The sequence below is a fragment of the Myxococcus faecalis genome, assembly GCF_050039385.1.
Classification (GTDB): domain Bacteria; phylum Myxococcota; class Myxococcia; order Myxococcales; family Myxococcaceae; genus Myxococcus; species Myxococcus fulvus.
Genome location: NZ_CP144336.1, coordinates 6167573 through 6192003, shown reverse-complemented (window position 1 = coordinate 6192003; position 24431 = coordinate 6167573). Strand labels below are relative to the sequence as shown.

Here is a 24431-nt window from a genome sequence, read left to right as displayed (position 1 = left end):
GCCACGCCCCGAGTCTCACGGCAGGAACGCCCACTTGATGCGGATGGAACCCGAGCCGCTCGGCGTCGGCGCCGCGCCCGTCTCGTTGCACGTCTGCTGCGCGGCGGGCTCGTAATAGCCCATCACCTCCAGCTTCACGTGACGACCATCCGCCAGGCGCACCGCGAACACCTGCCCCGTCATCTGCACGCAGCGCACCGGGTACTCCCAGAACGCGCCCAGCGCCGTCTTCGGACCGTTCAGGCCCGAGTCATCCGGGATGAGCGTGCAGGTGCCCGAGGAGTCGTCCCACCACTTCTCCGTCTCGAACGTCCAGGAGGAATCCACCGCCGCCACCTGCGCGAACGTGGTGCCCTCGGCGACCTTCGCCACCGACACGCACGACGGACCCGACGTGCCGCTGTTGACGCGCATCGTGTAGCGACGCACCGCGATGTCCCAGTCCTGCGACACCAGCGCCTGGTGGTCGTGAATCTGGACCTGCTCGGCGCCCGTCGCCGTGAACCGCAGGTACGTATAGGACATCGTCGGGTTGAGACCGCCCGCGGTGGAGTCCACGAACGTCAGGAACTCGCCCGACGTCGTCCCCTCCTCACGCACCACGCCCGTGTTCACCACCGTGCGCAGCGACAGCGTGTCGATGGTCTGCTCGGCGCAGTTCACCGTCGTCGGGCCACACACCTGCGGCCCCGCGTCCGGCGTCCCTGAATCCGGCGTGCCCGAGTCCGGCGTGCCCGAGTCCGGCGTGCCCGCGTCGTCCTGCTGGCCCGCGTCCGGCGTGGGGTTGGGCGTGGGGTCCTTGTCGTCATCTCCGCAGCTCGCCAGCAACGCCAACGACATGACCACGGCGACCAGGACCCACAGGCCCTGCTGTCCGGCGCGCCTCGGCAACGCCTGCTCGGTATGACTCATCTTCGTATCCCTCTTCCCTGAACGGACTGCGTGACGTGCCCACCGGAGCGGGGGCCCCGGCCTTCCTCGTCGAGGGCCCCCCTTCACGCGCGCGCACACCGCACGCCCCGAGGGCTCCACCTCACTCGACAGGGCGGCACCCTACTTGATAACGATTCTCATATTCAATATTGGATTTCAAACCCCGGAAACCCGGATGAAGACAGGACAAGCCCCGCGAAGGCCTCGGGAGGCCTCCTGGGAGGACGGGGAGCGGAGGCGGCGGGGGCTACTCGAAGCGGTAGCCCTTGGGCACCACAACGATGCCGCTCTCGGTGACGGTGAAGCCCCGGGCGCGGTCGGCGTCCAGGTCGTAGCCCACCTTCGCGTTGGGCGGCACGCGCACGCCCTTGTCGATGATGGCGTTCTTCACCTGGGCATGCCGGCCGATGTCGACCTCGTCGAAGATGACGGAGCGCTGCACGCTGGCGTAGCTGTTCACGCGCGCGCGGCGGAAGAGGATGCTCTCGCGCACCACGCCGCCGGAGATGATGCAGCCGCCGGCCACCATGGAGTTGAGCGCGCGGCCCACGCGGTCACCGGACTCGTGGACGAACTTGGCGGGCGGGCTGTACTCGCTGGCGGTGCGCAGCGGCCACTCGGCGTTGAAGATGTCAAACTCCGGGTTCACCGACACCAGGTCCATGGACGCCTCGTGGTACGCGTCCAGCGTGCCCACGTCGCGCCAGTAGGTGTTGGGCCCCGTCTGGCCGGGGATGGGGTTCTTGGCGAAGTCGTACGCGTGGATGTGATAGCCGTCCTTGAGCGCGCGCGGCAGCACGTCCTTGCCGAAGTCGTGCTGCGAGCCCTCCGACTTCGCGTCGATCTCCAGCAACTCCGCGAGCACCTTGCTGCGGAAGATGTAGTTGCCCATGCTGGCGAGCGCGGTGTCGGGCCGGCCGGGGATGGGCTTGGGGTTCTTGGGCTTCTCCTGGAACTCCGTCACGCGGCCGCGCTCGTCCACCTGCATGACGCCGAAGCGGTGCGCGTCGGCGAGCGGCGTGGGGTACGCGGCGATGGTGATGTCGGCGCGCTGGGCCTCGTGCTGCTCCAGCATGTGCGCCACGTTCATCTTGTAGATGTGGTCGCCGGAGAAGATGGCCAGGTGCTCGGGGCGGTGGTTCTCCACCAGGTGCATGTTCTGGTAGATGGCGTCCGCGGTGCCCCGGTACCAGACGGGCCCCAGCTCCTCGTACAGGTACATCTGCGCGGGGACGAGCGTGATGAAGTAGTCCGACAACAACACCGAGCCGAAGCGCCAGCCGCGCTGGATGTGCTCCGTCAACGACTGCGCCTTGAACTGCGTCAGGACGTAGATGGAGTAGATGCCGGAGTTGATGAAGTTGTTGAGCGCGAAGTCGATGATGCGGAACTTCGAGCCGAAGGGCACCGCCGGCTTCGAGCGTCGCAGCGTCAGCGGCGCCAGCCGGGTTCCCTGGCCTCCGGCCAGCACCATGCCCAGGATTCGCGTGCCCATGTCGAGGTGTTGCCTCCCTGGCGCCGCAGTATAGGGGGCCCAGGGAGGTTGTCCGTTTTCGCGGCGCGCGGGCTCGGGATGTCCGCGTGCGTCAACGGGGCCGGACTCCCGCCTGGAGCGACGCCTGGAGGGCCGTCCATCGACGGACACTCGGTCCAAGGCGGATGGCTCACTGTCGAGCAGCCGGCCACGAGGAAGTGGAGCAGGTCCGCGTCGCGCCCTATCTCTTGAGCGAGGCCCAGGTGTCTTCGTGGAGTCGAGCGTGAGCGGGACATGGAGTCAGGAGTCGAGTCGATTGCCCATCATGGCGCGCGAGGCCGCGGAGACTCCCGGGGTCGCCCGGCTCCAGCTGGCACGGAGCGAGGACATGTTCGTGGCGCTGGGGGAGCGGCTGCAGCGCCAGCCTCCTCGCTTCGTCGTCACCTGCGCGCGGGGCAGCTCGGACCACGCGGCGGTCTACGGGAAGTACCTCATCGAGACGACGCTCGGCCGCGCGGTGGCCTCGGTGGGCCCCAGCGTGGCGTCCATCTACGGCGCGCACGCGCTGGACCTGCGCGACTCGCTCTTCATCGCCGTCTCGCAGTCCGGGCAGAGCCCCGACCTGCTGCGGCTGACGGAGGCGGCGAAGGCCTCGGGCGCGCTCGTCGTGGGGTTCGTCAATGACGCCTCCGCGCCGCTCGGCGCCTTGTGTGACGTGAGCATCCCCCTGGACGCGGGCCCCGAGCGCGCCGTCGCCGCGACCAAGTCGTATCTGCTCTCCGGCCTCGCGTTCCTGCGGCTGGCGGCGCACTGGTCCGCAAGCCCCGCGCTGCACGAGGCCGTCGCCGCGCTCCCGGAGGCCCTCGCCTCGGCGTGCGCGCTCGACTGGTGGCCCGCGCTGCAGACGCTCGTCGACGCGCAGAGCCTGTATGTCGTCGGCCGGGGCAGCGGCCTGGGCGCGGCGCTCGAGCTGGCGCTGAAGCTCAAGGAGACCTGCCGCCTGCACGCCGAGGCCTTCAGCGCGGCCGAGGTGGCCCACGGCCCGCTCGGCCTGGTGCAGCCGGGCTTCCCCGTCATCGCGCTGGGACAGGAGGACGGCTCCGCCGAGGGCACGCGCGCGGTGGTGCGCCGGATGATGGAGCTGGGCGCGGAGGTGCGCACGGTGCTCCCCGTCCCCGGCGCCGCGACGCTGCCCACCGTTCCTGGTGTTCCCCTGGCGATTGCGCCACTGTGCCAGGTGCAGAGCTTCTACCTGGCGGTCCACCGGCTCGCCACGGCGCGCGGAATGGACCCGGATGCCCCCGCGAACCTTCGCAAGGTGACGGAGACGGTGTGACCAGACACATCCTCACGGGCTCGCGCGTGTTCACCGGCGAGCGCATCCTCGAGGGCCACTCGGTGGTGCTCGACGCCGGACGCGTCGCCGCCGTGGTGCCGCGCCACGAGGCGCCCGTGGGGCTCTCCACCCTCGAGCTGCCCGCAGACACCCTGCTCGCCCCCGGCTTCATCGACCTCCAGGTGAACGGCGCGGGCGGGGTGCTGTTCAACGACTCACCCACGGTCGACGCGGCGCTCACCATCGCGTCCACGCTGCGCCGCTCGGGCACCACGAGCCTGCTGCCCACGTTCATCACCGATGCACCCGAGCGCACCCGGCTCGCCTGTGACGCCGCAGCGCGCGCGCTGGAGCAGCCCGGGAGCGGCGTGCTCGGCGTCCACCTGGAAGGCCCGTTCATCAGCCCCGAGCGCCCGGGCGTCCATGCGCCGCACCACATCCGTCAGCCCGGAGCCGAGGACCTCGTGTCCCTCGTCGCGCTCAGCGAGCGACTGGTTCGGGCTGGGGGCAGGCTGTTGATGACGCTCGCGCCGGAGCGCGTGGAGGACCTGTTCCTCCAGAAGCTCAGCGCCTCGGGCGCGGTGTTGTTCGCGGGCCACACGGCGGCGAGCTACGAGCGGACCGTGCAATCACTTGCGTCGGGTGTGCGCGGCTTCACGCACCTGTTCAACGCGATGCCTCCGGTGCAGGGGCGACAGCCCGGCCCCGTGGTCGCGGGCTTCGAGTCCGATGACGCGTGGTGCGGCGTCATCGTGGACGGCGTCCATGTGCACCCGGCGAACCTGCGTCAGCTCCTGAAGGCCAAGCCTCGCGGCAAGGTCTTCCTCGTCACGGACGCGATGCCTCCCGTGGGCACGCAGGAAACGACCTTCACGCTGTATGGACACACCATCCTGCGGCGCGATGGGCGACTGGTGACGGAGGACGGCACGCTGGCGGGCGCGGACATCGACATGGCGTCGGCGGTGCGCAACACCGTTCGACTCCTGGGCGTGCCTTTCGAGGAGGCGCTGCGCATGGCCTCGCTCTACCCCGCCCGGTTGCTCGGTCTGGAGTCGCGGTTGGGCGAGCTCGTACCCGGGCGGCGCGCGAACCTCGCGCTGCTGCGTGACGACGTCAGCGTGCTCGCCACCTGGGTGGATGGAAACGAACAGTGGCACTGAGCAGGTGACGCTCGCGTCACTTCCGGTGGCTGCGTGTTCTTCCACTCACACCATTCATTGCGTGAGGCTTTGACCCGGAAAATCCGGTCCACGCCTCCTTCCTGGAAACGAGTTCCCGAGCGGTTCCGGACTCGCGTCCAACGAAGCGAGGAGAGCAAGCATGCGTCGCAGCAAGTGGTTCATTGGACTGATGGTCTCGGCCCTGTCCGCGAGCGGGTGCGGAGAGGTCTCCCCGTCACACGGCGAGGGCCAGGGCAGTGTGATGCGCGCGCCGCTCGTCGCCGAGTGGGCGGCGGGCGTCGCCTACGCGACGGGCGCGCAGGTCACCTACGGTGGACGGCTCTATCAATGCCGTCAGGCGCACACCTCGCAGGCGGACTGGACGCCCGTGGCGGTGGCCGCGCTGTGGCTGGATTTGGGACCCGCGGGCGGCGGGGACACCACCGCGCCCACCGTCACGCTGAACGCCAGCTCGACGAACGTCACCGCGCCGGGGACGCTGACCCTCACCGCCACGGCGACGGACAACGTGGGCGTGGACCGCGTGGAGATTCTCGAGAACGGCACCGTGGTCTCCACGAGCCTGAGCTACTCGCGCAACTTCTCCGGCTCCGCGCAGAACGGCTCGTACACGTACACCTTCCGCGCCTTCGACCAGGCCGGCAACGTGGGCACGCGGCAGGTCACCGTGCAGGTGGCCATCTCCGTCCCCGGTGACACCACCGCGCCCACCGTCACGCTGAACGCCAGCTCGACGAACATCACCGCGGCGGGGACGCTGACCCTCAGCGCCACCGCGACGGACAACGTGGGCGTGGACCGGGTGGAGATTTTGGAGAACGGCGCCGTGGTGTCCACGGCGCTGAGCTACTCGCGGACCTTCTCCGGCCCGGCGCAGAACGGCTCGTACTCGTACACGCTGCGGGCGTACGACCAGGCCGGCAACGTGGGCACGAAGCAGGTCACCGTGCAGGTCGCGATTCCGGGACAGCCGGGTGGCGGCAAGCGCATCGTGGGCTACTTCACCCAGTGGGGCATCTACTCGCGCAATTACCAGGTCGCGAACATCCCCGCGGCGAAGCTGACGCACATCAACTACGCCTTCTCGAACATCTCGGCGGACGGGCGGTGCGTCCTCGGTGACTCGTTCGCGGACATCGACAAGGGCGGCGGCTGGCCGGGCGAGTGGAACCCGGGTGCGCTGCGCGGCAACTTCCGCGCGTTCCAGGAGCTGAAGAAGACGCAGTCACACCTGAAGGTGCTCATCTCGGTGGGCGGCTGGACGTGGTCGACGTACTTCTCGCAGGTGGCGGCGACGCAGGCCTCGCGGGCCGCGTTCGTGAAGTCCTGCATCGACCTGTTCATCAAGGGCCAGTACCCCGGCGTGGACCCGGCGAACGGCGTGGGTGTGTTCGACGGCATCGACATCGACTGGGAGTACCCGGTGGGTGGCGGCCTGCCGGGCAACACCAACAGCCCCGCGGACAAGCAGAACTACACGCTGCTGATGGCCGAGTTCCGCAACCAGCTCAACGCGGTGACGGCGCAGACGGGCAAGCCGTACCTGCTCACCATCGCCACGGGCGCGTCGCCGGACCTGCTGACGAACAAGCAGGAGACGAAGAACCTGTCCAACATCCTCGATTGGATCAACGTGATGAGCTACGACTACCACGGCTCATTCGAGAGCACGGTGAACTTCCACTCGGCGCTCTACCGCGTGACGGGCGACCCGGCGGCGGGGACGGGCTTCTACACGGACGGCTCGGTGGCGAAGATGCTCGAGCTGGGCGTGGCGCCGGACAAGATTGTCGTGGGCGTCCCGTTCTACGGCCGAGGCTGGGGCGGCGTGCCGAACGTGAACAACGGCCTGTTCCAGAGCGGCGTGCCCACCAAGGGCACGTGGGATGACGGCCAGTCGGGCCTGACGGGTGTGTTCGACTACAAGGACATCAAGGTCAACTACGAGCGCGCGGGCTCGGGCTACGCCAAGTTCACCCACCCCGAGGCGAAGGAGGCCTACGTCTACAGCCCGACGACCAAGGTGTGGATTGCGTACGACGACCCGTCCACGCTGAACGCGAAGTCGGACTACATCCTGAACAAGAACCTGGGCGGCGCGATGTTCTGGGAGCTGAGCGGCGACGACGGCACGCTGCTCGACACGCTGTACCAGCGACTGCGCTGAAACCGGTGAAGCACGGGGGGCGGAGCCTGGGTCTCGGCTCCGCCTCTGCGTGCAACCGCGCCCATGCGGGCGGTCTGGCTTCGCGGGAGATGTCCCTCGACCCGCTTGCTCCGCGCCACCACGCCTCGTGTTAGATGGCGCCTGCGAGAAGGCGTCTCGCCAGACAAAGGGGCGTATGAAAAGCAGAGCGATGCCGAGGGGGCTCGTGGTCGCAGTCGTGAGTGGTTGGCTGCTGGCTGCTTGTGGGGGAAGTGGGAACGGAACACCTGATGGCTCGACGCAGCCGGACTCCGGGACGGACTCCGGTACGCCGGTGCCAGACTCGGGCACTCCGGACGCGGGAGCACCCGACGCGGGCCTCGCGGACGCGGGGACACCCGACGCGGGGACACCCGACTCGGGGACACCCGACTCGGGGACACCTGACGCGGGCACCCCGGATGCTGGGACTCCGGAGGACACCACGCCTCCCGACGCGCCGACGCTCGTGGGGACCACGCCCGTCTCCCCCGCCAATGACAACGCTCCTCGCATCCTGGCCAGGACCGAGCCCGGCGCGCGCGTGCGCCTCTACACCGTCGCGGGCTGCTCCGGCGCCATCGCCGGCGAGGGCACCGCGGACACCACGGGCCAGGTCTCCATCCCCGTGACGGTGTCCGACGACGCGTGGGTCTCCTTCCACGGGCTGGCCATCGACCTGGCCGGGAACGTCTCCGCGTGCTCGTCCCAGGGAGTGAACTACCGCGAGGACAGCACGCCGCCGACACTCTCGAACCTCCGGCTGTCGCCCTCGGCGGTCGCCAACGACAACGCCCCGCGCCTCATCGGCAGCACGGAGTCGGCGGCCACCGCCCGGCTCTACCTGGACGAGACCTGCTCCGGGACACCGGTCGACACCCAGGTGGCGGACGCAGCCGGCACGTTCTCCCTGCGCATGTCCGTCACGGACGACAGCGTCACGGGCACGTACGTGTCCACCACCGATGCGGCGGGCAACACCTCGGCCTGCACCGTGGGCCCCGTATATCGCGAGGACAGCACGCCGCCCGCGACGCCAGCCCTCGCCACCACCCCCGTCAGCCCCGCCAACCACAACGCGCCAGTCCTCCACGTCACCACCGAGCCGGGAGCCCAGGTGCGCGTCTTCGCGGGCGCGACGTGTGTGGGAGGAGCGCTCGCCTCTCGGACCGCCGACCATCAGGGTCTGGCCACCCTGCCACTCGCCGTGGGCGACAACAGCACGTCGAGCTACGTGGCCCAGGCGACGGACTCGGTCGGGAACGTCTCGGCCTGCTCCGCGGCGCTGACCTTCGTGGAGGACAGCACGGCACCCTCGGAGCTGGCCGCCACGGTGATGGATGGTCTCACCGGACCGGAGCTCGCCTATCAGAACAGCACCACGCGCGCGGCGGCGCGCTGGTCCGGCTTCAGCGACGCGGTGGGCATCCAGCGCTACGAGCTCGCCGTGACGTCCACCCCGGCGTGCCCCGGCAACGCGAGCAGCATCCAGGATGTCGGCGCCACGTCGTCCGCGGAGCTCACGGTGCTCACCCTGGCCGAGCAGCGCTATTACAGCTGCGTGCGCGCGGTGGACGCGGCCGGGAACACGTCGGGCTGGAAGAGGTCGGATGGGTTCATCGTGGACGTCACGCCGCCGCGCGTGGTGTCCGCCACGCCCGCCGCGTCCTCGGCCACGGCCGCTCCCTGGACCGTCATCGAGGTGTCGTTCAGCGAGACGACGCTCGACACCACCAGCGTGACACCGGCCTCGTTCCAGCTCACGGCGGACGGCAAGGCGTTGACCGGAAGCGCGGTGACCTGCGCGGCGGGCAAGTGCACGCTCACGCTGAAGCCGGGGCCGGCGTTCGGCGCGCAGGTGGGCGTGGTCCTCGACGGGGTGAAGGACCTCGCTGGCAACGCGATGACCTCTTCACACAGCTGGGGCTACTCGGTCCGCGCGGCCCAGTGGAGCGCCCCCCAGGTCCTCTCGAGCAACCCGAGCGACCACGCGACCGCCGCGGTGCTCACGATGGACGCCTCTGGTGTGGCGACGTCCCTGTACGTCAACGACGGGCTCCGCGCGCGACGACACAAGCCAGGCGCGGCCTGGGAGACGGACCAGGCCGTGGGCGCGGGGAGCCTCTCCACGTCACTTCCCAACCCGGCCGCGCTCACGACCCTGTCCGACGGCACCCCGCTCGCCGTCGTGGAGGCGTGGCCGGAGGGGAGCTCCAGCATCCGCAGGGCCTACAGCGTCCTCGCCTCGGGCGCCGACAGCAGCGTCCAGAGCTGGAGCGTGCCGCAGGTGCTCGGCGAGAACACGGGGCGCAATGCGGTGGCCACCCGCCTGGTGGCGGCGCCCAACCAGGCGGCCCTCGCCTCCTGGGTCGAGGAGAGCTCCACGCAGACCTTCCTGTGGGTACAGCCGTACGCCGGGAGCTCGGGCTGGGGAACGCCAGTCCTCGTGCGCACCATGGACAACGCGACCTGGTCCTATCTGTGGGACGGACATGATGTCGGAGTGGACTCGCGTGGAAACGGGGTGCTGGTCTGGTCCGAGCCCACCGGCCCGCTCCAGTACTCGCGCCAGGGCTTCTGGAGCTGGAGCGCGCCGACGCGTGGCGCAAGCATCGGAGGCCGCTATCCGCAAATCGCCCTGAGCGCGGATGGGACGGGCTTCGCCGTCTGGATTCGCACGTACCTCGGCGTGAACCAGCTGTACGCGAACTCCTTCCATGTCAACTCCGGCTTCGACGACCAGTCGGTAACCCTCCACACGCAGGGAACGTCCCTTGGAGAGCCAACGGTGGCCGCGGATGCGGCCGGCAATACATTCGTCGTCTGGAGTCAGTCGGACGCCAACTCCGACGCGGGGCTGTGGTGTGCTCGTTACGTGAAGGGCTCTGGCTGGCAGCCGGCCCAACTGCTCGCATCGGACTACGGCGGGGGCAATGACCTCCACGTCTCCCCCTCGGGCTCGGCCATGGTCGTCTATGGCGTCGACGAGGGAGCGGCCACGGCCGTCTGGGCTCGACGCTTCGTGCCGGGTACGGGCTGGACCGCCCCCCAGCGGCTCGATTTCGCCACCGTGAAGGGCTACCTCGGCTCTCTCGAGGTGGCCACCAGCCCACTCGGAGGCGCGGCCGTCATCTGGACGCGGCGGGACACGGGCGCGGGCATCAACTCCCTGGTCTCGGCCGTCTTCGAGTAGGCGGCGTCCGTGGATTGCCTCCGGCCCCTGGGACTGCTGGGGCCGGAGGTGAAGAGCGAGCGGCTCACCGCAGACGGCGGCACGCCGCGGTCTTCACCGCGAGGTACACACGGGCGCCCGTGCTCACGCCCAGCTCGCGCACGGAGGCCTCGGTGAGCCGCACCACCCAGCGCACGCCTTCGACATCCACGGTGGCCGCGGCCTCTCCTGCTCCCGCGCTCTCCACACCCACCACCGTGCCCGCGAGCACGTTGCGAGCGGACACTCCGGACAGCACGCCCATGGAGAGCAGGATGTCGCTCGCCGGCACCGCGTAGGCCGCTCGCGCGCCCACCGCCAGCTCCGGCGCGTCCGGCACCCAGAGCCCCAAGCCCTGCGTCACCCGCAGGCGCGTGCCGCCCTCGTCGGGACGCTCCAACACGCCCTCGAGGATGTTCTCCTCACCCTCCGCCTCCGACGCCAGCAGCCCCCGCGCCGACGCTCCCAACACCTGGGACGCCGGCCCCGCCGCGCGCACGCGCCCTTCGTCCAGGAGCACCGCCTCCTTCGCCAATACCCGCGCCTCACCCAGTTGGTGCGTCACGTACAACATCGGCACCCGCGCCTCGTCGCGAACGCGCAGCAGATACGGCAGCACCCGCTCCTTCAGCGTCACGTCCAGCGCGGCCAACGGCTCATCGAGCAGCAACAACGCCGGGTCCGTCGCCAACGCTCGCGCCAAGGCCACGCGTTGCTTCTCGCCCCCCGACAGCGTCGCCGGATAGCGATGCAGCAACGGCCCCAGCTCGAGCAACCCCACCGCCTCGTCGAAGCGCGACGGCCTCCCCTTCCGCGCGCCGTAACGCACGTTCTCTTCCGCCGTGAGGTGCGGGAACAACAGCGCGTCCTGCGGCACGTAGCCCATGCGCCGCGCCTCCGGCGGCACCTCCACGCGCGCCCCACTGTCCAACAGCACGCGCCCACCCACGACGACGCGCCCTCGCGCACCGGACCGCAGCCCCGCCAGCACCTCCAACAGCGACGTCTTCCCCGACCCCGAGCGCCCCAGCACCGCCACCGACGCGCCCTCCAGCCGCGCGTCCACCTCCAACACGAAGCGCGCCAGCGGCAATCGAACCGACAGCTCCAGGCTCACGCGCGCACCCGCCGTCCCCGCCACCGCGTCAGCCCTTCCGTGGCGTACACCGCGACGAACGCCAGCAGCGCCGCGATGCCCGCCAGTCGCAGAGCTTCCGCGTCCTGCCCCAGCTGCGTGTACTGGAAGATGGCCAGCGACAACGTCTGCGTGCGCCCCGGGATGTTCCCCGCCACCAGCACCGTCGCGCCGAACTCACCGAGCGCTCGCGAGAACGCCAGCAGCGCGCCCACCACCACCCCGCGCCACGCCAGCGGCAACGTCACCCGGAAGAACGCTCGCGCCCGCGAATCCCCCAACGTGCGCGCCACCGCCACCAACCGGGGGTCCACCTCCTCGAACCCCGAGCGCGCCGAGCGCACGAGCAGCGGGAACGCCATCACCGCGCTCGCCAGCACCACCGCCCCCGGCGTGAACACCACCTCCACGCCCATCGCATCCAACACACGCCCCAGCGGCCCCTCGCGCCCGAGCAACTCCAACAACACCAACCCCACCGCCGTCGGCGGCAACACCAGCGGCAGCGCCAGCACCGTGTCCACCACGCCCCGCCCCGGCCCTCGCCAGCGCGACAACGCGTAGGCCACCGCCACCCCGGGCGGAAGGATGACCAGCGTGGCCACCGCCGCCACCGTCACCGTGAACCCCACCAACCCCACCGTGTCGGCTGTCACCGCGCCTTCGTCCCCGCGTCGGCCGAAAGCACGACGAAGCCATGGCGCTGGAAGGCCGCTCGCGCGGGCTCCGTCTGGAGGAACTTCACGAAGGCGACGCCGACCTCCGGCGCCTTGCCCTTCACCAGCGCCGCCACCGGATAGACGATGCGCGGCGCATCCGACGACGGCACCTCGAACGCCACCCGCACCTTCTTCGACTGCGCCGCGTCCGTCGCGTACACCACCCCCGCCTCCACCCGCCCCGCCTCCACCGCCGCCAACGCACCCCGCACGTCCAACGCCGGCACCACCTTCCCCTCCACGTCCTTCCACACCCCGACCTTCTCCAACCACGCCTTCGCGTACACCCCCGCGGGCACGATGCCCGGGTCCGCCAGCACCAGCCGCTTCAGCCCCTTCAGGTCCTCCGCCCTGCCCGGCGCCACCTTCGCGCCCACCGGCACCACCACCACCAGCCGGTTCGACAGCAGCTCCACCCGCGAGCCACGCCGCACCAGGCCCGCCGCCTGCACGGCCTCCATCCGAGCCACGTCCGCCGACAGGAACGCATCCGCCGGCGCGCCCGCCATCGCCTGGCGGGCCAAATCTCCCGACGAGCCCAGCGCCAGCACCACCGTGTGGCCCGTGGCCTTCGTGAAGGCCGGCCGCAGCTCCTCGAGCACGTCCGTGGTGCTGGCCGCCGCGAAGACGAGCCCCTCCTCCGCCCGCGCCAACAAGGACACGAGGAACAGGGACGTCACGTACAGCCGAAACATGGTACGCACTCCTGCACGCTCCTCTCACCACCGTCGGCGAAGGAGCGCATTGTCCGCACGGCAGCCCACGCCGTGACAACGGGTTGACCCGTGGGGCCATGCCCGCTAAGCCATACTCCGTGTCCCGGAATATCCATTCTAAAGAGGATGAGGACCTGTCGGCGGACGTGCTGAGGCTCCAGCACCTGCTGCTCGCCATGGGCCGGCGCCGTTCGCTCCGCGACCCCATCGCCGCCACGTGCGAGCAGCTCCAGTTCACCGCGCCCCAGGTCCATGCGCTGCTGTGGCTCGGCCAGGACGGCGCGCTCACGATGGGTGAGCTCGCCCGCCGGCTGGGGGTCACCGAGAAGACCGTCACGGGGCTCGTCGACCGGCTGGAGCGCGAGGGACACCTGGTGCGCGAGCGCACCGCCGAGGACCGCCGCGTCGTGCGCTGTCGGCTCACCACCGATGGCCTGCAGACCTACCAGCGGCTCGAGCGCTTCGTGATGCAGGGCATGGGGCAGTTGCTCCACATCCTCGACGCGGGCGACCGCAAGGCGCTCTTCCGCATCCTGGAGAAGCTCCTGCGCCGCATGGACACGCTGGGCGCGGCCGCGGCCACGCCCTCCCGCGAGCGCTCGGCCTGATGTCCCCCGAGCGGGCGAGCAACACCCGCTCTTGCGTGCCGCCAGCAGCGAGGCGCCCCAACTCACTCCCGTGACGTCGCGTGGGCCCGAGGGAGGAACGTGATGAAGGGATGCAGAAGCACGGGAGTCCTGGCCCTGGTCCTGATGCTGTCGGCCTGCCGACGCGGCCAGGAGGAGGCGCCCGCTCCTCCGCCTGCCTCCACCGGGTCCCCGAGCGCTGAGTCCGCGCCCGCGAAGCAGGTCATGCCGCCGGACATGAACGCGGCGCTCGCGTCCGTCGCGCCGCTGGTCGCGTCGGTGCAGCCCGCGGTCGTCAAGGTGGAGGTGCGGGACGCGGCGCCCACCCGTCGCTCGCGTCCGGGCTCGCCGTGGGGTGACGAGGGTCGAGGTGGGACGTTCGGCGGCGCGCTCCCGTTCGGCTCGCCCTTCGAGGACCCTCGTGAAGAGGGGCCACGCCAGGGGCTCGGCTCCGGCTTCGTGGTGGACGCGCGTGGGCTGGTGCTCACCAACAATCATGTGGTGCAGGGCGCCAGGTCCATCCAGGTGCACTTCTCCGACGGGCGACAGCAGGACGCGAAGGTCGTGGGCACGGACCCGCTCACGGACGTGGCGGTGCTCCAGCTCCAGGGGAAGGTGGAGAAGCTGCCCGTGGTGAAGCTGGGCGACTCGGACGCGCTGCGCGTGGGTGACTGGGTGGTGGCCATCGGCAATCCCTTCGGCCTGGACTCGAGCGTCAGCCTGGGCATCGTCTCCGCCAAGGCGCGCGACATCCAGGCGGGCCCCTTCGACGACTTCCTCCAGACGGACGCCGCCATCAACCCGGGCAACTCCGGCGGGCCGCTGTTCAACCTCCAGGGCGAGGTGGTGGGCATCAACACCGCCATCGCGGGCCAGGGCTCCGGCATCGGCTTCGCCGTGCCCAGCACGCTGGTGAAGCAGCTGCTGCCCCAGTTGGAGAAGGAGGGCACCGTCACCCGGGGATGGCTGGGCGTGGCGGTTCAGGACGTGACGCCGGATCTGGGCGCCGCGCTGGGGGTGCCGGTGCGCGATGGCGCGCTCGTCACCGATGTGACCCAGGGCACTCCGGCGGCTGAGGCGGGGCTGCGTCCGGATGACCTCATCGTCGAGGCGGGGGGACGGCCCATCGCCTCGGGACGCGCGCTCACGCGCACCGTGGCGCTGAAGGCGCCGGGCAGCACGCTGCCGCTCACCGTGTATCGCGATGGGAAGAAGACCGAGGTGAACGTGACGCTGGGCACCCGGCCGGACCTGGAGGGCGTGGCCGCGCGACGTCCCGCCGAGGAGCCCGAGGCACCGGCGCATCAACGCGTGGGGCTCACGCTGTCGGACATGGACCCGAGGCTGGCGCGGGCGCAGGAGCTGCCTCGCGCGGGCGCGCTGGTGACGGACGTCGTCCCGGGGTCCAGCGCCGAGCGCGCGGGACTGGTGCCCGGCATGGTGGTGGTGGAGGCGTCGGGTCGGGCCGTGCGCCGCGCCTCGGATTTGGCGCAGGCCCTGCGCGAGGCCGAGCCCGGTGAGTCCGTGCTGCTGCGCGTGGCGATGCCTGGCGGCGACCGCGTGCTGCGCGCGCTCAAGGCGCCGGAGTCGTGACGTCCGCGGGCGCTCGCGCGAGCAGCACGCGTGGGTGCAGCAGCAGGGCGAGGGCCTCGCGCATCGTCCAGTAGCAGCGGTCCACCCAGCTCAGGTTGCGCTCCGTCTGGAGCGCGGGGCTGGTGAGCACCTCGAAGCCGTTGAGTCGGAAGTACTGCCGCGCGCGCAGCAGGTGATACGGGTCCGACACCACCACCACGCGCCGCGCCCCCAGCTCTCGCAGCAGGGCCGACGTCAGGCGCGCGTTGTCGTCGGTGGAGTGACTCTCCTCCTCCAGCACGCACGCCTCCGGGGGCACGCCCAGTCGGGTCGCCAGCGCCAGCATCGCGCGTGCCTCCGAGGGAGGATGCACGCCCACGCCTCCGGAGAACACGAGCCTCGACGCCACACCGCGCTGGTACAGCGCCACCGCCTGCTCCGTGCGTGCTCGCAGCGCACCGGAGGGGACACCGCCCGCCAGCACCCGCGCGCCCAGCACCACCACCGCATCCGAGGACTCGGCGCGCTCGCGCTGACCGAAGCGGTCCACCCAGAACGCGAGGCCGAACACACCACACGTCACCACGCCGATGGACACGACGAGCAGCCGGCGGAGACGACCAGGACGGGAGCGCAGCGAAGCGGGAGGCACGTGCCCCACACTATCCGCGAGACGACGCGTTTACCTCAGGGCTCGAAGCCACCGAGGAACAGCTCCCACTCGCCCTCCAGCCGACCCGTGCCCAGGTCCACTGGCCCGAGCTGCGTGCCCAACACCGCGCCCGGCCCCTTCGTCGACAGCGACACGAAGTCCCTCACGGAGTCGCCATCACCGAGCGCCTCCCGGGGAAAGCCCCGCGCCCAGTGCACCACGCCATCCACGCGGTCCAGCTTCACCAGGAACAGGTTCATGCGACTGCCGGGAACACCCGCCATGGGGCCGGTGCCCAAATCATCCCCCTCCTCGTACCGACCGACGACGAGCGCTCCCTCCTGCGCGTCCAACGCGAGGCCCGTGCCCATGAAGCCGAAGTCACGCAGCCAGCGCGGCGCGCCCTCCGGGTCGAACGCCGCCACGAACCCCCTGCCGCCTCCACCCTCCACCCCATGGGTCCGCTCCAGGAACGTGAGCGGCGCGGTGAAGCCCCCCGTCACCAGCACCCGCTGCCCCTGCACCGCCACGCCCGTGGCACGGCCCGAGCGTGTGTCGAGCCGCCGCTCCCACCGCGCCCGCCCTCGCGCATCCAGCTTCACCAGGAACGGCTGCGAGTCCATGGCCCCACGAACACGCGAAGCCTGGAGCGCCCCCGCGATGTAGACCTGCCCCTCCGCGTCCACGGCCGCTGACACCGCCTCGCCCTGCCCTTCGTTCGCATACGTCCAGAGCAGCGCGCCCTTCGCGTCCAGCTTCACCGCGGCGGGAACCCGACCCCGCTTCGCATCAAACACAGAGCCCACCAGCACCAGGTTGCCCAACCCATCCACGTCCGCATGCCGAGGAACCAGCGTGTCCGGCACCCCGAGCGACTCCAGGCTCCGCGCCCGGATGAAGACTCCGTCACGCCCCAGCTCCAGCAGGAACCGGCCCGCCGGCAACGGTCCGCTCCCCAGGTCCGCCCCCGCCACGTTGCGCCCCACCACGAAGACTCGCCCGCGAGCGCTCACCCCGAGCACCTCCGCGAACCCCGGCAACGACAGCGACCACTGACGCTCGCCGCCCGTGCCGTAGCGCGCCACCGCGAAGGTCTCCGGTGTCACCGGCCCCGTGCGAGGGTTGAGCAGCGGACCGAAGAAGTCCGCCACCGCGGCGTCCGAGTTGAGCGCCACCACCACCTCGCCCCGCGCGTCGTGCGCGAGCCCCGCGGCCGACTCGCGCCCCGGCCCCGTCAACGGCCGCACCCACCGCGTCGCCCCCGTCGGACGCGCGCCCCGGGTGACACGCTCGACGCTCGAGTCCTTCTCCGGAGCCGGGAGCTCGTGCCGCTCACAGGCCAGGGCGAGCACCACCACCCCCCAGCCCACCCTCCAGCCCCGTCCGCCATGAAGCATCGCGTCGTGCCCCCAAACCACCTGCGCAGGCCCATGAAATTCCGAGGAAGCGTCGGGCAGGGTGGGGACCGGCGGCTGTCCGGTCGAGGGGCCCCCGGGTGCGAGATGACCAGCCGCATCTGGACGCGGGGCCCGCGCGTGGGCTCCAATCCACCGGGTGATGACCCAGGATGAAGTGGCGAAGGCGCTCTCGGACGTGGAGCTGGTGCCGTGCGCGGAGATGGCGCTGGCGGACGCGCGACGTCTGGTGGACGCATGTCTCGAAGCGGACGTCCCGGCGCTGGTGCACCGCGAGGCGTGCGCGAAGCCGGGCTGCAGCCCGAAGTTCCAGGTGCTGGTGCGCCCCGAGGACGGCGTGCGCGTGGCCACGCTGCTCCAGCAGCGCTGGATGGACAGCATCCAGCGCGAGGGCGTGCTGGCACAGGGCGCCGCGCCCTTCGTGCTGCCCGCGTCCGAGGAGGGCGAGCCCCCCTGCCCCGCCTGCGGCACCGTCGCGCCCCTGGTGGAGGGGGCGTGCGCCGACTGTGGTCTTCAGCTCGAGTAGCGACCGGGCGGCGCCTGCGGCGCGAGCCCGAGCACCCTAACCTTCCCGGGAGACACCCGGGACGGACTCCCCGAGCGCGGCCCCGCGCGGGGCAGCAGTGGAGGCACACGGATGGAAGTCAAAGGCGTGGCGTTCCTGGCACGGCAGCAGATGACGGTGCAGGCGCACGGTGAGCAGGCGTGGCGGGACTTCCTGGCGGACATCAAGAAACGCGAGCCCGTCTTCTCCCTGCCCATCCTCCCGGTGACGCGCATCCCGGTGGATGCGTTCCTCCGGTTCAACGAGGAGTTGCTCCAGCGCTTCTATGGCGGGGACCAGGGCGTGTGGTGGCAGTTCGGCGTGAAGTCCGCCGAGTACGCGCTGGGACAGGGGCAGCTCAAGGCGATGTTCAGCCCCGGCGACTTCCGCCGCTTCCTCTTCTTCACGCCCGGCATCTGGAAGGGCTACTTCACCGAGGGCGAGATGGAGGTGCTGCCGGGTCAGGGCTACACGGACCTGCACATCTTCAAGGTGCCCAAGCCGCACGTGTACTTCGAGCTGTCGGTGATGGGCTTCGCGGCGGGCGGCCTGACGTTCCTGGGCGCGAAGAACATGAAGCACGAGGTGCTCAAGGGCTTCACGCGCAAGGACCCGGACGTGCTCTACCGCTTCAACGTGAGCTGAGCGCGGCGGTGGACGCGGACACGTCCAGGCGCAGGTCCGCCACCACCGGGTAGTGGTCGGACGCGTCCACGCGCAGCACGCGGCTGGCCACGGGCGTGAAGGCGTCACACGCCAGCACGTAGTCGATGCGCAGCGTGGGCAGGAACAGGGGCATGGGGTAGGTGCCCCGTGCTCCGCCCGTGGCGGCGACGACGTCCTTCATCTGCCGGCGCAGCAGGCGCAGCGGGTTCGAGTCCGGGTCGTCGTTGAGGTCGCCCATGAGCAGGTGGGGCCGCGTGTCGCGGGCGAGCAGGTTCGCCACGAACGCGCTCTGGCGCAGGCGCGCGCGGGCGTTGAAGGGTCGGCGGATGAGGTGCGTGAGGTAGACGCTCACCTCGCGGCCATCCACGTTCATCACCGCGTGGGCGAGCGTGCGCGGCTCGGCGCCCTGGGGGTTGGGCAGCGGGTATTGCGCGAGCGCCTCGAGCGGGAAGCGGGACAACAGCGCGATGCCGTACGCGCCGCCGTGGAGGTCCGTGGTGCGGAAGTGCGCGCGGTGGGGCAGGCCGGTGAGGCGCGCGAGGGCCTCCACCTGGTCCACGCCGCCGGCGCGGGCCGAGCCGACGTCGACCTCCTGGAGCGCGACGACATCCGGCACGGAGGCGCGGATGACGCGAGCCACGCCGTCGAGGCCGCGGGCGCCGGACTGGATGTTGAAGGTCATCACCCGCAGGGTCCCGGGCTCGCGGTGCACGGCGGCCACGGGGACTTCGGGCGGGAGGAGACCGGGGCCGGTCGCACACGCGAGCGGCCCCAGCATGAGCAGCATGGGGAGGAGGCGGAGGTGCATGGGGCGAAGGCGCGATGCTACGTCGCGCCGTCGTCCGTTGTCGCCCCGCCCTCCGGGGCCTGTCCGATGGGCAGGCGGGCGGGCTACTCCTCGCGGCGGCGCAGGCGCGCGCCGAGCAGCATCAGCGCCGCGCCGAGCAGGGGCGCGCCGCCGGCGGCGGAGCAGCCACCGCTGTCATCGTCGCCACCGCCGTCGCCGCCACCATCACCGACCTTCACCTTGAGCTGGGTGCCAGCGGACGCGTCACCGGTGTCCTCGCCGTTGCCGTTGGTGGAGTTGCCGGCGCCGAAGAGGGTGAGGGTGGTGCCGGTGGACGGGGCGACGACGCTGAAGGCGAAGCGCACGGAGCCGTCGGTGAAGGGCTTCGGCTGGGAGTGTGTGAGCTCGCCGGAGAGCTTCTTGGAGTCGGAGCCGCCGGCGGTGAGGGTGGCCTCGCCGTCCACGGCGACGTTGTAGCCACCGCGCACGCCGGGGCCGCCGGTGATGACCAGGGTGTAGCTGCCCGTCTGGCCGGGGTTGAGCGTGGCGGGGCCCTCGATGGTCACCGTGGGCGCGGTACCCGAGCGCGAGTGGCAGCCGGAGGAGCAGGTCTGCCCGCTCTTGCCGCTGTAGTTGCTCTGGCCGGTGGCGTAGGCGAAGGCGGAGCCAGAGACGAGGCACGCGGCCAGGACGCCGGCGACCTTGAGGGACGGAAGGAACGACTGCATGAAGCCTCCAGGTTGAGGAACCCGAGAAGGAAGGGGGAGACCTTCATACCGCGACGCGGCAACGCTTCCCAGCACTCGCCCGGGAGGGCCCACGTGACGGTTTCGTCGAGGGTTTCGCCCTGACGCGAGGACTCCAGTCACTCGGTATCAGAGGTCCCGGCCGACACCTCGTAAGGGTGCGCAAGCCACTGGCAAGAGGCGGCTCGAACACATGTCTCACGAGGGGCTCGCGAGGCCGCGGGTGATGGACTCACCGCCCTCCTCGCACCCAGCGGACGTGCCCCGCGTGCCCGTCAGGGTGACACACGGGGGAGGTCCGGAGCGACGGGGCCGTTGATTTCTGGGTGGCCCCATCGTAGGCAACCGTCCTCTTTCCACGACTTTAGAAGGGTGCTCCGCACATGGCCGAGAAGCTCACGCCCCGCGAGAAGGGCTTTTCCGAGTGGTACGTCGACGTGGTCCAGAAGGCGAAGCTCGCCGACTACTCGGACGTGAAGGGCTGCATGGTCATCCGGCCCAACGGCTACGCCATCTGGGAGAACATGCAGCGCGTCCTGGACAAGATGTTCAAGGACCTGGGCCACAAGAACGCCTACTTCCCGCTGCTCATCCCCGAGAGCTACCTCAAGAAGGAGGCCGAGCACGTCGAGGGCTTCAACCCCCAGCTCGCCGTCGTCACCCACGCGGGCGGCGCCAAGCTCGAGGAGCCCTACGTCATCCGGCCCACCTCCGAGACCATCATCAACCGCAGCTTCGCCAAGTGGATCCAGAGCTACCGCGACCTCCCCCTGCTGCTCAACCAGTGGGCCAACGTCATGCGCTGGGAGATGCGCACCCGCCTGTTCCTGCGCACCACCGAGTTCCTCTGGCAGGAAGGCCACACCTGTCATGAGACCGAGGAGGACGCGGAGAAGGAGACCCTCCAGATGCTGGAGGTCTACCGGACCTTCGCCGAGGACTACATGGCCATGCCCGTCATGACGGGCCGCAAGTCCGAGTCCGAGCGCTTCGCCGGCGCCCTGCGCACCTACAGCATCGAAGCCATGATGCAGGACAAGAAGGCCCTGCAGGCCGGCACCAGCCACAACCTGGGCCAGAACTTCGCCAAGGCCTTCGAGACCAAGTTCCAGGGCCGCGACGGCCGCGAGCACTTCGTCTGGCAGACGTCCTGGGGCGTCTCCACGCGCCTCATCGGCGGCCTCATCATGACCCACTCGGATGACTCGGGTCTCATCGTCCCGCCGAAGCTCGCCTCCAACCACGTCGTCATCATCCCCATCTTCGGCAAGGCCACCGACGCGGAGAAGGCCCAGGTCCTGGAGAAGAGCCACGGACTCGCCGCCGACCTGCGCAAGGCGGGCCTGGGCGTCGTGGTGGACGACGACGACAGCAAGGGCCCGGGCTTCAAGTACTTCGAGCACGAGCTCACCGGCACCTGCGTGCGCATCGAAATCGGGCCCAAGGACCTGGCCAAGGGCACCTGCGTCATGGTGCGCCGCGACCTGAAGGTGAAGGAGTTCATCCCGCTCGGCGAGGCCGCCGCCAAGGCCCAGTCCATGCTGGACAGCATGCAGAAGGACCTGTTCCAGAAGGCCAAGGACTTCCGCGAGGCGCACACCTTCGAGGTCAACTCCTACGAGGAGATGAAGGAGAAGGCGGACGCGGGCTTCCTGCTCGCCCACTGGAACCTGGACCCCAAGGTGGAGGCCCGCATCAAGGAGGAGACGGGCCTGACCACGCGCAACCGGCCCTTCGCCCTCAAGCAGGAGCCGGGCAAGTGCATCGTCACCGGTGAGGACTCGCCGGGCCGCATCGTGTTCTCCAAGGCGTACTGAGCCGTCCCTTGTAGACACCGAGGGCCGTGGGAGGAGCCGTGTCGCTCCCCTCGCGGCCCTCGCGCTTTCTCAGCCCACCTCGCGCAGCGCCCGCCGTCCCGGGACGAACGTCGCCACCGGCTCCGTCTTGCCCGCGACGGGCAGCGTCGTGGCCGGCTCGAACGACAGCGAGGGGTCCGCCTCGCACGCGCGGCACGTGGCCTCCGACACCAGCATGGGCACGCCGACCTTCTTCGTCAGGCCCTCGATGCGGCTGGCCAGGTTCACCGCGTCGCCAATCACCGTGTACTCGCGCCGCTGCGCGCTGCCCACGTCCCCCACCACCACGCGCCCGGTGTGGATGCCGATGCCGATGCGCAGCGGCTCCTCTCCGCGCGCCACGCGCTCGGCGTTGAGCGTCTCCAGCGCCTCCAGCATCGCCAGTCCACACGCCACCGCGGAGCGCGGGTGCCCGGGCAAATCCAGCGGCGCGCCGAAGTACGCGAGGATGCCGTCGCCGATGAACTTGTCGAGCGTCCCGCCGTGGCGGAACACCACGTCCACCATGCGCGACAGGTACTCGTTGAGCAGCGCCACCACCTGGGGGCTCTCCAGGCGCTCGGACATGGAGGTGAAGCCGCGGATGTCGGAGAACAGCAGCGTCACCTCGCGGTGCTCACCGCCCCCGGCCTCGGAGCCGTGCTGGGCAATCTGCCGCGCGACCTCCGGCGAGAAGTAGCGCCCCAGCCGCTCCAGGCGCATCTCCTCGCGCGCCACCTGCGTCACCAGCCCCAGCACCTGCCGGCCGATGAAGGACGCGGCCGCCGCGCCCAAGGACAGCACCAGCACCAGCCCCGGCAGGAACGCCTCCCACGCGAGGCCCGCCTGGAACACCAGCGCGGCCTCCAGGCCGATGGCGAGCGCGGTGGCCAGCACGACGATGACGGGCGAGAGCGTCACCAGCGACACGAGCACCACCAGCACGATGTACACGCCCAACGTCAGCAGTGAAATCGACACCGCGTTGTCGTTGTCCACCGCGCCGATGGCAAGCGACTGGAGGACGAAGATGGCGGGCATGTCCAGGAACGCGAGCCCGAGCGCCGGACGGCGTCCCAGCGAGGGCCACCTGCGCGCGCCGGCCCACAGCGCCACGGCCAGCACCAGGTAGGCGACGAGCACGGAGGGCGGCACGCGCCACTCGAGCTGGAGCGCCATCCCCAGCCAGCACACCACGCCGACGGCGCGGACACGGTTGAGCCACTCGCCGACCTGCGCGCGCCACCCGGCCAACCTCCGCCGCAGCGTATCCTCGACCTGGGAGAGCCTCCGCATGCCCCTGTCACGCTAGCCCACCCTCCCCTCGCCCCTCCAGGGAGGTCCGAGACACGAGCCTGGGTCCTCGCGGACGGCTATCCTCGCGGGCCGGAGACATCCATGGCGAGCATCGGTCACGTGGCGGTGGGGCTGGCGTTGGGGAGGTACGAAGCGAACGGCAGGGCGACGAGGCGGCTGCTCGCCTCCATGGCGCTGTTCTCCGCGCTGGCGCTCTTGCCCGACGCGGACGTGGTGGCCTTCGTGTTCCGCATCCCCTACTCGGCGCCTTGGGGACACCGCGGCGCGTCGCACTCGTTCGCCTTCGCCGCGGGCATCGCGCTGCTGGTGGCCCTGGTGGCGAGGTGGCGAGGCGCCTCCGCCACGAGATGGGGAGGGCTCGCGTTCCTCGCGGTGGCGAGCCACGGGCTCCTGGACGCGCTCACCGACGGCGGGCTGGGCGCGGCGCTCCTGTGGCCCTTCTCCAACGCGCGCATGTTCGCGCCCGTGCGTCCGCTGCCCGTGTCCCCCATCGGCGCGGGCATGCTGTCGCCGCGAGGGATGTACGTCGTCGGCGCGGAGCTGCTCGCGTTCATCCCCCTCTGGGCCTATGCGCTCTGGCCGCGCCGGTCCGCGAGGAGGAGCTGAGCCATGCGACTGTTCACCGCCGTCACGCTGGGCGATGTCATCGAGGCGCGCGCTGCCGAGGAGCTGTCGCGACTGCGCGCGCTGGCGCCCACGGCCCGCTTCGTGCGCGCCGAGGGGGTGCACCTCACGTTGGTGTTCCTGGGGGAGGTGGAGTCCTCGCGGCTGCCCGCCATCCGTGAGGCCCTCGCGTCGGTGGGCCCGCGCCACGCGCCGTTCACCTTGTCCGTGGGAGGCGGCGGCACGTTCGGCACGCCGTCACATCCGCGCGTGCTCTGGTCCCACGTGCGAGGAGACGTCGAGGCGCTCGAGGCGCTGCAGGCGGACACGGCCGCGCAGCTGCTCCCGCTCGGCTTCGAGCCCGAGCACCGCGACTACGCGCCCCACCTGACGCTGGCCCGGGCCAAGGCGCCCAGGGGCGACCCCGCGCTGCTCGCGTGCGCGCAGGCCCTGGCGAGCGTCGAGCTGGGCGAGGGGCGCGTGGACCGGCTCGTGTTGTTCGAGAGCAGAGGGCCCGACTACGTCCCCGTGGTGGAGGTACCGCTCACGCGCGCGAGCTGATGGCGCGTGGTCGCGCCCCGCTCCAACGCGGTGCCAGCTCACCCGCTCACGCGCTGACGGATGGCGTGTGCCACAAACGAGCCCACACACCGCGCCGACGCGGCGCCCACTCGTGCGAGCCACGGCGAGGGCAGACTCCCACGGTGTCAGGACGACCACCCCCGGACGCGCGCTGGCACCACCCCTGCAATCCACCCAGCCGAGCGCACGCAAG

Annotated in this window: 21 protein-coding genes; 11 read left to right on the top strand and 10 right to left on the bottom strand. The window is 70.8% G+C overall.

Annotated features, from left to right (window positions below):
• Positions 1 to 15 precede the first annotated feature (15 nt).
• Both VZQ01_RS24870 and glgC read right to left on the bottom strand, forming a co-directional pair.
• Positions 16 to 912 (bottom strand): HmuY family protein, encoded by an 897-nt coding sequence (locus VZQ01_RS24870; protein ID WP_426744858.1) that lies wholly within the window; start codon positions 910 to 912, stop codon positions 16 to 18.
• A 268-nt stretch (positions 913 to 1180) separates the two neighbouring features.
• Complete coding sequence (gene glgC, locus VZQ01_RS24865) at positions 1181 to 2428, bottom strand: glucose-1-phosphate adenylyltransferase (RefSeq protein WP_426744857.1); 1248 nt, start codon at positions 2426 to 2428, stop codon at positions 1181 to 1183.
• Positions 2429 to 2690: 262 nt separating this feature from the next.
• Here glgC and VZQ01_RS24860 point away from each other — a divergent pair, with 262 nt between their 5' ends.
• The 4 genes from VZQ01_RS24860 (at position 2691) to VZQ01_RS24845 (ending at position 10305) form a co-directional block, all read left to right on the top strand.
• The gene (locus VZQ01_RS24860) at positions 2691 to 3743 is read left to right on the top strand and encodes an SIS domain-containing protein (RefSeq protein WP_426744856.1); all 1053 of its coding nucleotides are present in this window, start codon (positions 2691 to 2693) and stop codon (positions 3741 to 3743) included.
• Positions 3740 to 4906 carry an N-acetylglucosamine-6-phosphate deacetylase gene (gene nagA, locus VZQ01_RS24855; protein ID WP_426744855.1) on the top strand — a complete coding sequence of 389 codons (1167 nt, stop codon included), beginning with the start codon at positions 3740 to 3742 and terminating at the stop codon, positions 4904 to 4906. The genes VZQ01_RS24860 and nagA overlap by 4 nt, the downstream gene beginning before the upstream one ends.
• Before the next feature lie 160 nt (positions 4907 to 5066).
• The gene (locus VZQ01_RS24850; RefSeq protein ID WP_426744854.1) at positions 5067 to 7094 is read left to right on the top strand and encodes a glycosyl hydrolase family 18 protein; all 2028 of its coding nucleotides are present in this window, start codon (positions 5067 to 5069) and stop codon (positions 7092 to 7094) included.
• Between the two features lie 205 nt (positions 7095 to 7299).
• Positions 7300 to 10305, top strand: coding sequence for an Ig-like domain-containing domain (locus VZQ01_RS24845; RefSeq protein ID WP_426744853.1), 3006 nt, complete (start codon positions 7300 to 7302; stop codon positions 10303 to 10305).
• A 64-nt stretch (positions 10306 to 10369) separates the two neighbouring features.
• On the opposite strand, the gene modC is transcribed toward VZQ01_RS24845, so the two are convergent.
• From modC to modA, 3 genes are read right to left on the bottom strand one after another with little or no spacing between them, the layout of a single operon-like run.
• Positions 10370 to 11440, bottom strand: coding sequence for a molybdenum ABC transporter ATP-binding protein (gene modC / locus VZQ01_RS24840; protein ID WP_223750739.1), 1071 nt, complete (start codon positions 11438 to 11440; stop codon positions 10370 to 10372).
• Entirely contained in the window at positions 11437 to 12114 is a 678-nt protein-coding gene (gene modB, locus VZQ01_RS24835) for a molybdate ABC transporter permease subunit (protein ID WP_223750738.1), read from the bottom strand. The genes modC and modB overlap by 4 nt, the downstream gene beginning before the upstream one ends.
• Positions 12111 to 12872: a molybdate ABC transporter substrate-binding protein gene (gene modA / locus VZQ01_RS24830; RefSeq protein ID WP_223782732.1), complete on the bottom strand. Its 762-nt coding sequence runs from the start codon at positions 12870 to 12872 to the stop codon at positions 12111 to 12113. The genes modB and modA overlap by 4 nt, the downstream gene beginning before the upstream one ends.
• Positions 12873 to 12970: 98 nt before the next feature.
• Between modA and VZQ01_RS24825 the strand changes: the two genes are divergently transcribed.
• Both VZQ01_RS24825 and VZQ01_RS24820 read left to right on the top strand, forming a co-directional pair.
• The gene (locus tag VZQ01_RS24825; RefSeq protein ID WP_194869602.1) at positions 12971 to 13501 is read left to right on the top strand and encodes a MarR family winged helix-turn-helix transcriptional regulator; all 531 of its coding nucleotides are present in this window, start codon (positions 12971 to 12973) and stop codon (positions 13499 to 13501) included.
• Positions 13502 to 13603: 102 nt separating this feature from the next.
• Positions 13604 to 15112, top strand: a complete 1509-nt coding sequence (locus VZQ01_RS24820; protein ID WP_223750736.1) for a trypsin-like peptidase domain-containing protein — start codon at positions 13604 to 13606, stop codon at positions 15110 to 15112.
• On the opposite strand, the gene VZQ01_RS24815 is transcribed toward VZQ01_RS24820, so the two are convergent.
• Both VZQ01_RS24815 and VZQ01_RS24810 read right to left on the bottom strand, forming a co-directional pair.
• The gene (locus VZQ01_RS24815; protein ID WP_426744852.1) at positions 15093 to 15743 is read right to left on the bottom strand and encodes a YdcF family protein; all 651 of its coding nucleotides are present in this window, start codon (positions 15741 to 15743) and stop codon (positions 15093 to 15095) included. The two genes, VZQ01_RS24820 and VZQ01_RS24815, sit on opposite strands and share 20 nt — an antisense overlap.
• Positions 15744 to 15778: 35 nt before the next feature.
• A complete protein-coding gene (locus VZQ01_RS24810) occupies positions 15779 to 17140 on the bottom strand; it encodes a hypothetical protein (protein WP_426744851.1) in 1362 nt (453 codons plus the stop codon).
• A 160-nt stretch (positions 17141 to 17300) separates the two neighbouring features.
• Here VZQ01_RS24810 and VZQ01_RS24805 point away from each other — a divergent pair, with 160 nt between their 5' ends.
• Together VZQ01_RS24805 and VZQ01_RS24800 are read left to right on the top strand one after the other, a co-directional pair.
• Entirely contained in the window at positions 17301 to 17684 is a 384-nt protein-coding gene (locus tag VZQ01_RS24805; protein WP_194869560.1) for a hypothetical protein, read from the top strand.
• 111 nt (positions 17685 to 17795) lie between these two features.
• Positions 17796 to 18347, top strand: coding sequence for a hypothetical protein (locus VZQ01_RS24800; RefSeq protein ID WP_426744850.1), 552 nt, complete (start codon positions 17796 to 17798; stop codon positions 18345 to 18347).
• Here VZQ01_RS24800 and VZQ01_RS24795 read toward each other — a convergent pair.
• Positions 18334 to 19176: an endonuclease/exonuclease/phosphatase family protein gene (locus tag VZQ01_RS24795; RefSeq protein WP_223750732.1), complete on the bottom strand. Its 843-nt coding sequence runs from the start codon at positions 19174 to 19176 to the stop codon at positions 18334 to 18336. The genes VZQ01_RS24800 and VZQ01_RS24795 overlap by 14 nt on opposite strands.
• Before the next feature lie 83 nt (positions 19177 to 19259).
• Positions 19260 to 19883 (bottom strand): MXAN_6652 family MXYO-CTERM-anchored protein, encoded by a 624-nt coding sequence (locus VZQ01_RS24790; protein ID WP_223750731.1) that lies wholly within the window; start codon positions 19881 to 19883, stop codon positions 19260 to 19262.
• 401 nt (positions 19884 to 20284) lie between these two features.
• Between VZQ01_RS24790 and proS the strand changes: the two genes are divergently transcribed.
• Positions 20285 to 21718, top strand: a complete 1434-nt coding sequence (proS, locus tag VZQ01_RS24785; protein ID WP_223750730.1) for a proline--tRNA ligase — start codon at positions 20285 to 20287, stop codon at positions 21716 to 21718.
• Between the two features lie 69 nt (positions 21719 to 21787).
• Here the strand turns inward: proS and VZQ01_RS24780 are convergent, their stop codons facing one another.
• Positions 21788 to 23032, bottom strand: a complete 1245-nt coding sequence (locus VZQ01_RS24780) for an adenylate/guanylate cyclase domain-containing protein (RefSeq protein WP_426744849.1) — start codon at positions 23030 to 23032, stop codon at positions 21788 to 21790.
• 102 nt (positions 23033 to 23134) lie between these two features.
• Between VZQ01_RS24780 and VZQ01_RS24775 the strand changes: the two genes are divergently transcribed.
• Positions 23135 to 23659: a metal-dependent hydrolase gene (locus VZQ01_RS24775; protein ID WP_223750728.1), complete on the top strand. Its 525-nt coding sequence runs from the start codon at positions 23135 to 23137 to the stop codon at positions 23657 to 23659.
• Between the two features lie 3 nt (positions 23660 to 23662).
• Positions 23663 to 24217, top strand: coding sequence for an RNA 2',3'-cyclic phosphodiesterase (gene thpR / locus VZQ01_RS24770; RefSeq protein ID WP_426744848.1), 555 nt, complete (start codon positions 23663 to 23665; stop codon positions 24215 to 24217).
• Positions 24218 to 24431 lie beyond the last annotated feature (214 nt).

Coding starts and splice junctions, on each gene's coding strand:
- proS (WP_223750730.1), top strand. CDS start 20,285: ATGGCCGAGAAGCTCACGCCCCGCGAGAAGGGCTTTTCCGAGTGGTAC.
- VZQ01_RS24825 (WP_194869602.1), top strand. CDS start 12,971: ATGCCCGCTAAGCCATACTCCGTGTCCCGGAATATCCATTCTAAAGAG.
- VZQ01_RS24795 (WP_223750732.1), bottom strand. CDS start 19,176: ATGCACCTCCGCCTCCTCCCCATGCTGCTCATGCTGGGGCCGCTCGCG.
- VZQ01_RS24850 (WP_426744854.1), top strand. CDS start 5,067: ATGCGTCGCAGCAAGTGGTTCATTGGACTGATGGTCTCGGCCCTGTCC.
- VZQ01_RS24870 (WP_426744858.1), bottom strand. CDS start 912: ATGAGTCATACCGAGCAGGCGTTGCCGAGGCGCGCCGGACAGCAGGGC.
- VZQ01_RS24775 (WP_223750728.1), top strand. CDS start 23,135: ATGGCGAGCATCGGTCACGTGGCGGTGGGGCTGGCGTTGGGGAGGTAC.
- VZQ01_RS24780 (WP_426744849.1), bottom strand. CDS start 23,032: ATGCGGAGGCTCTCCCAGGTCGAGGATACGCTGCGGCGGAGGTTGGCC.
- thpR (WP_426744848.1), top strand. CDS start 23,663: ATGCGACTGTTCACCGCCGTCACGCTGGGCGATGTCATCGAGGCGCGC.
- VZQ01_RS24790 (WP_223750731.1), bottom strand. CDS start 19,883: ATGCAGTCGTTCCTTCCGTCCCTCAAGGTCGCCGGCGTCCTGGCCGCG.
- VZQ01_RS24805 (WP_194869560.1), top strand. CDS start 17,301: ATGACCCAGGATGAAGTGGCGAAGGCGCTCTCGGACGTGGAGCTGGTG.
- VZQ01_RS24810 (WP_426744851.1), bottom strand. CDS start 17,140: ATGCTTCATGGCGGACGGGGCTGGAGGGTGGGCTGGGGGGTGGTGGTG.
- VZQ01_RS24800 (WP_426744850.1), top strand. CDS start 17,796: ATGGAAGTCAAAGGCGTGGCGTTCCTGGCACGGCAGCAGATGACGGTG.
- glgC (WP_426744857.1), bottom strand. CDS start 2,428: ATGGGCACGCGAATCCTGGGCATGGTGCTGGCCGGAGGCCAGGGAACC.
- VZQ01_RS24820 (WP_223750736.1), top strand. CDS start 13,604: ATGAAGGGATGCAGAAGCACGGGAGTCCTGGCCCTGGTCCTGATGCTG.
- modA (WP_223782732.1), bottom strand. CDS start 12,872: ATGTTTCGGCTGTACGTGACGTCCCTGTTCCTCGTGTCCTTGTTGGCG.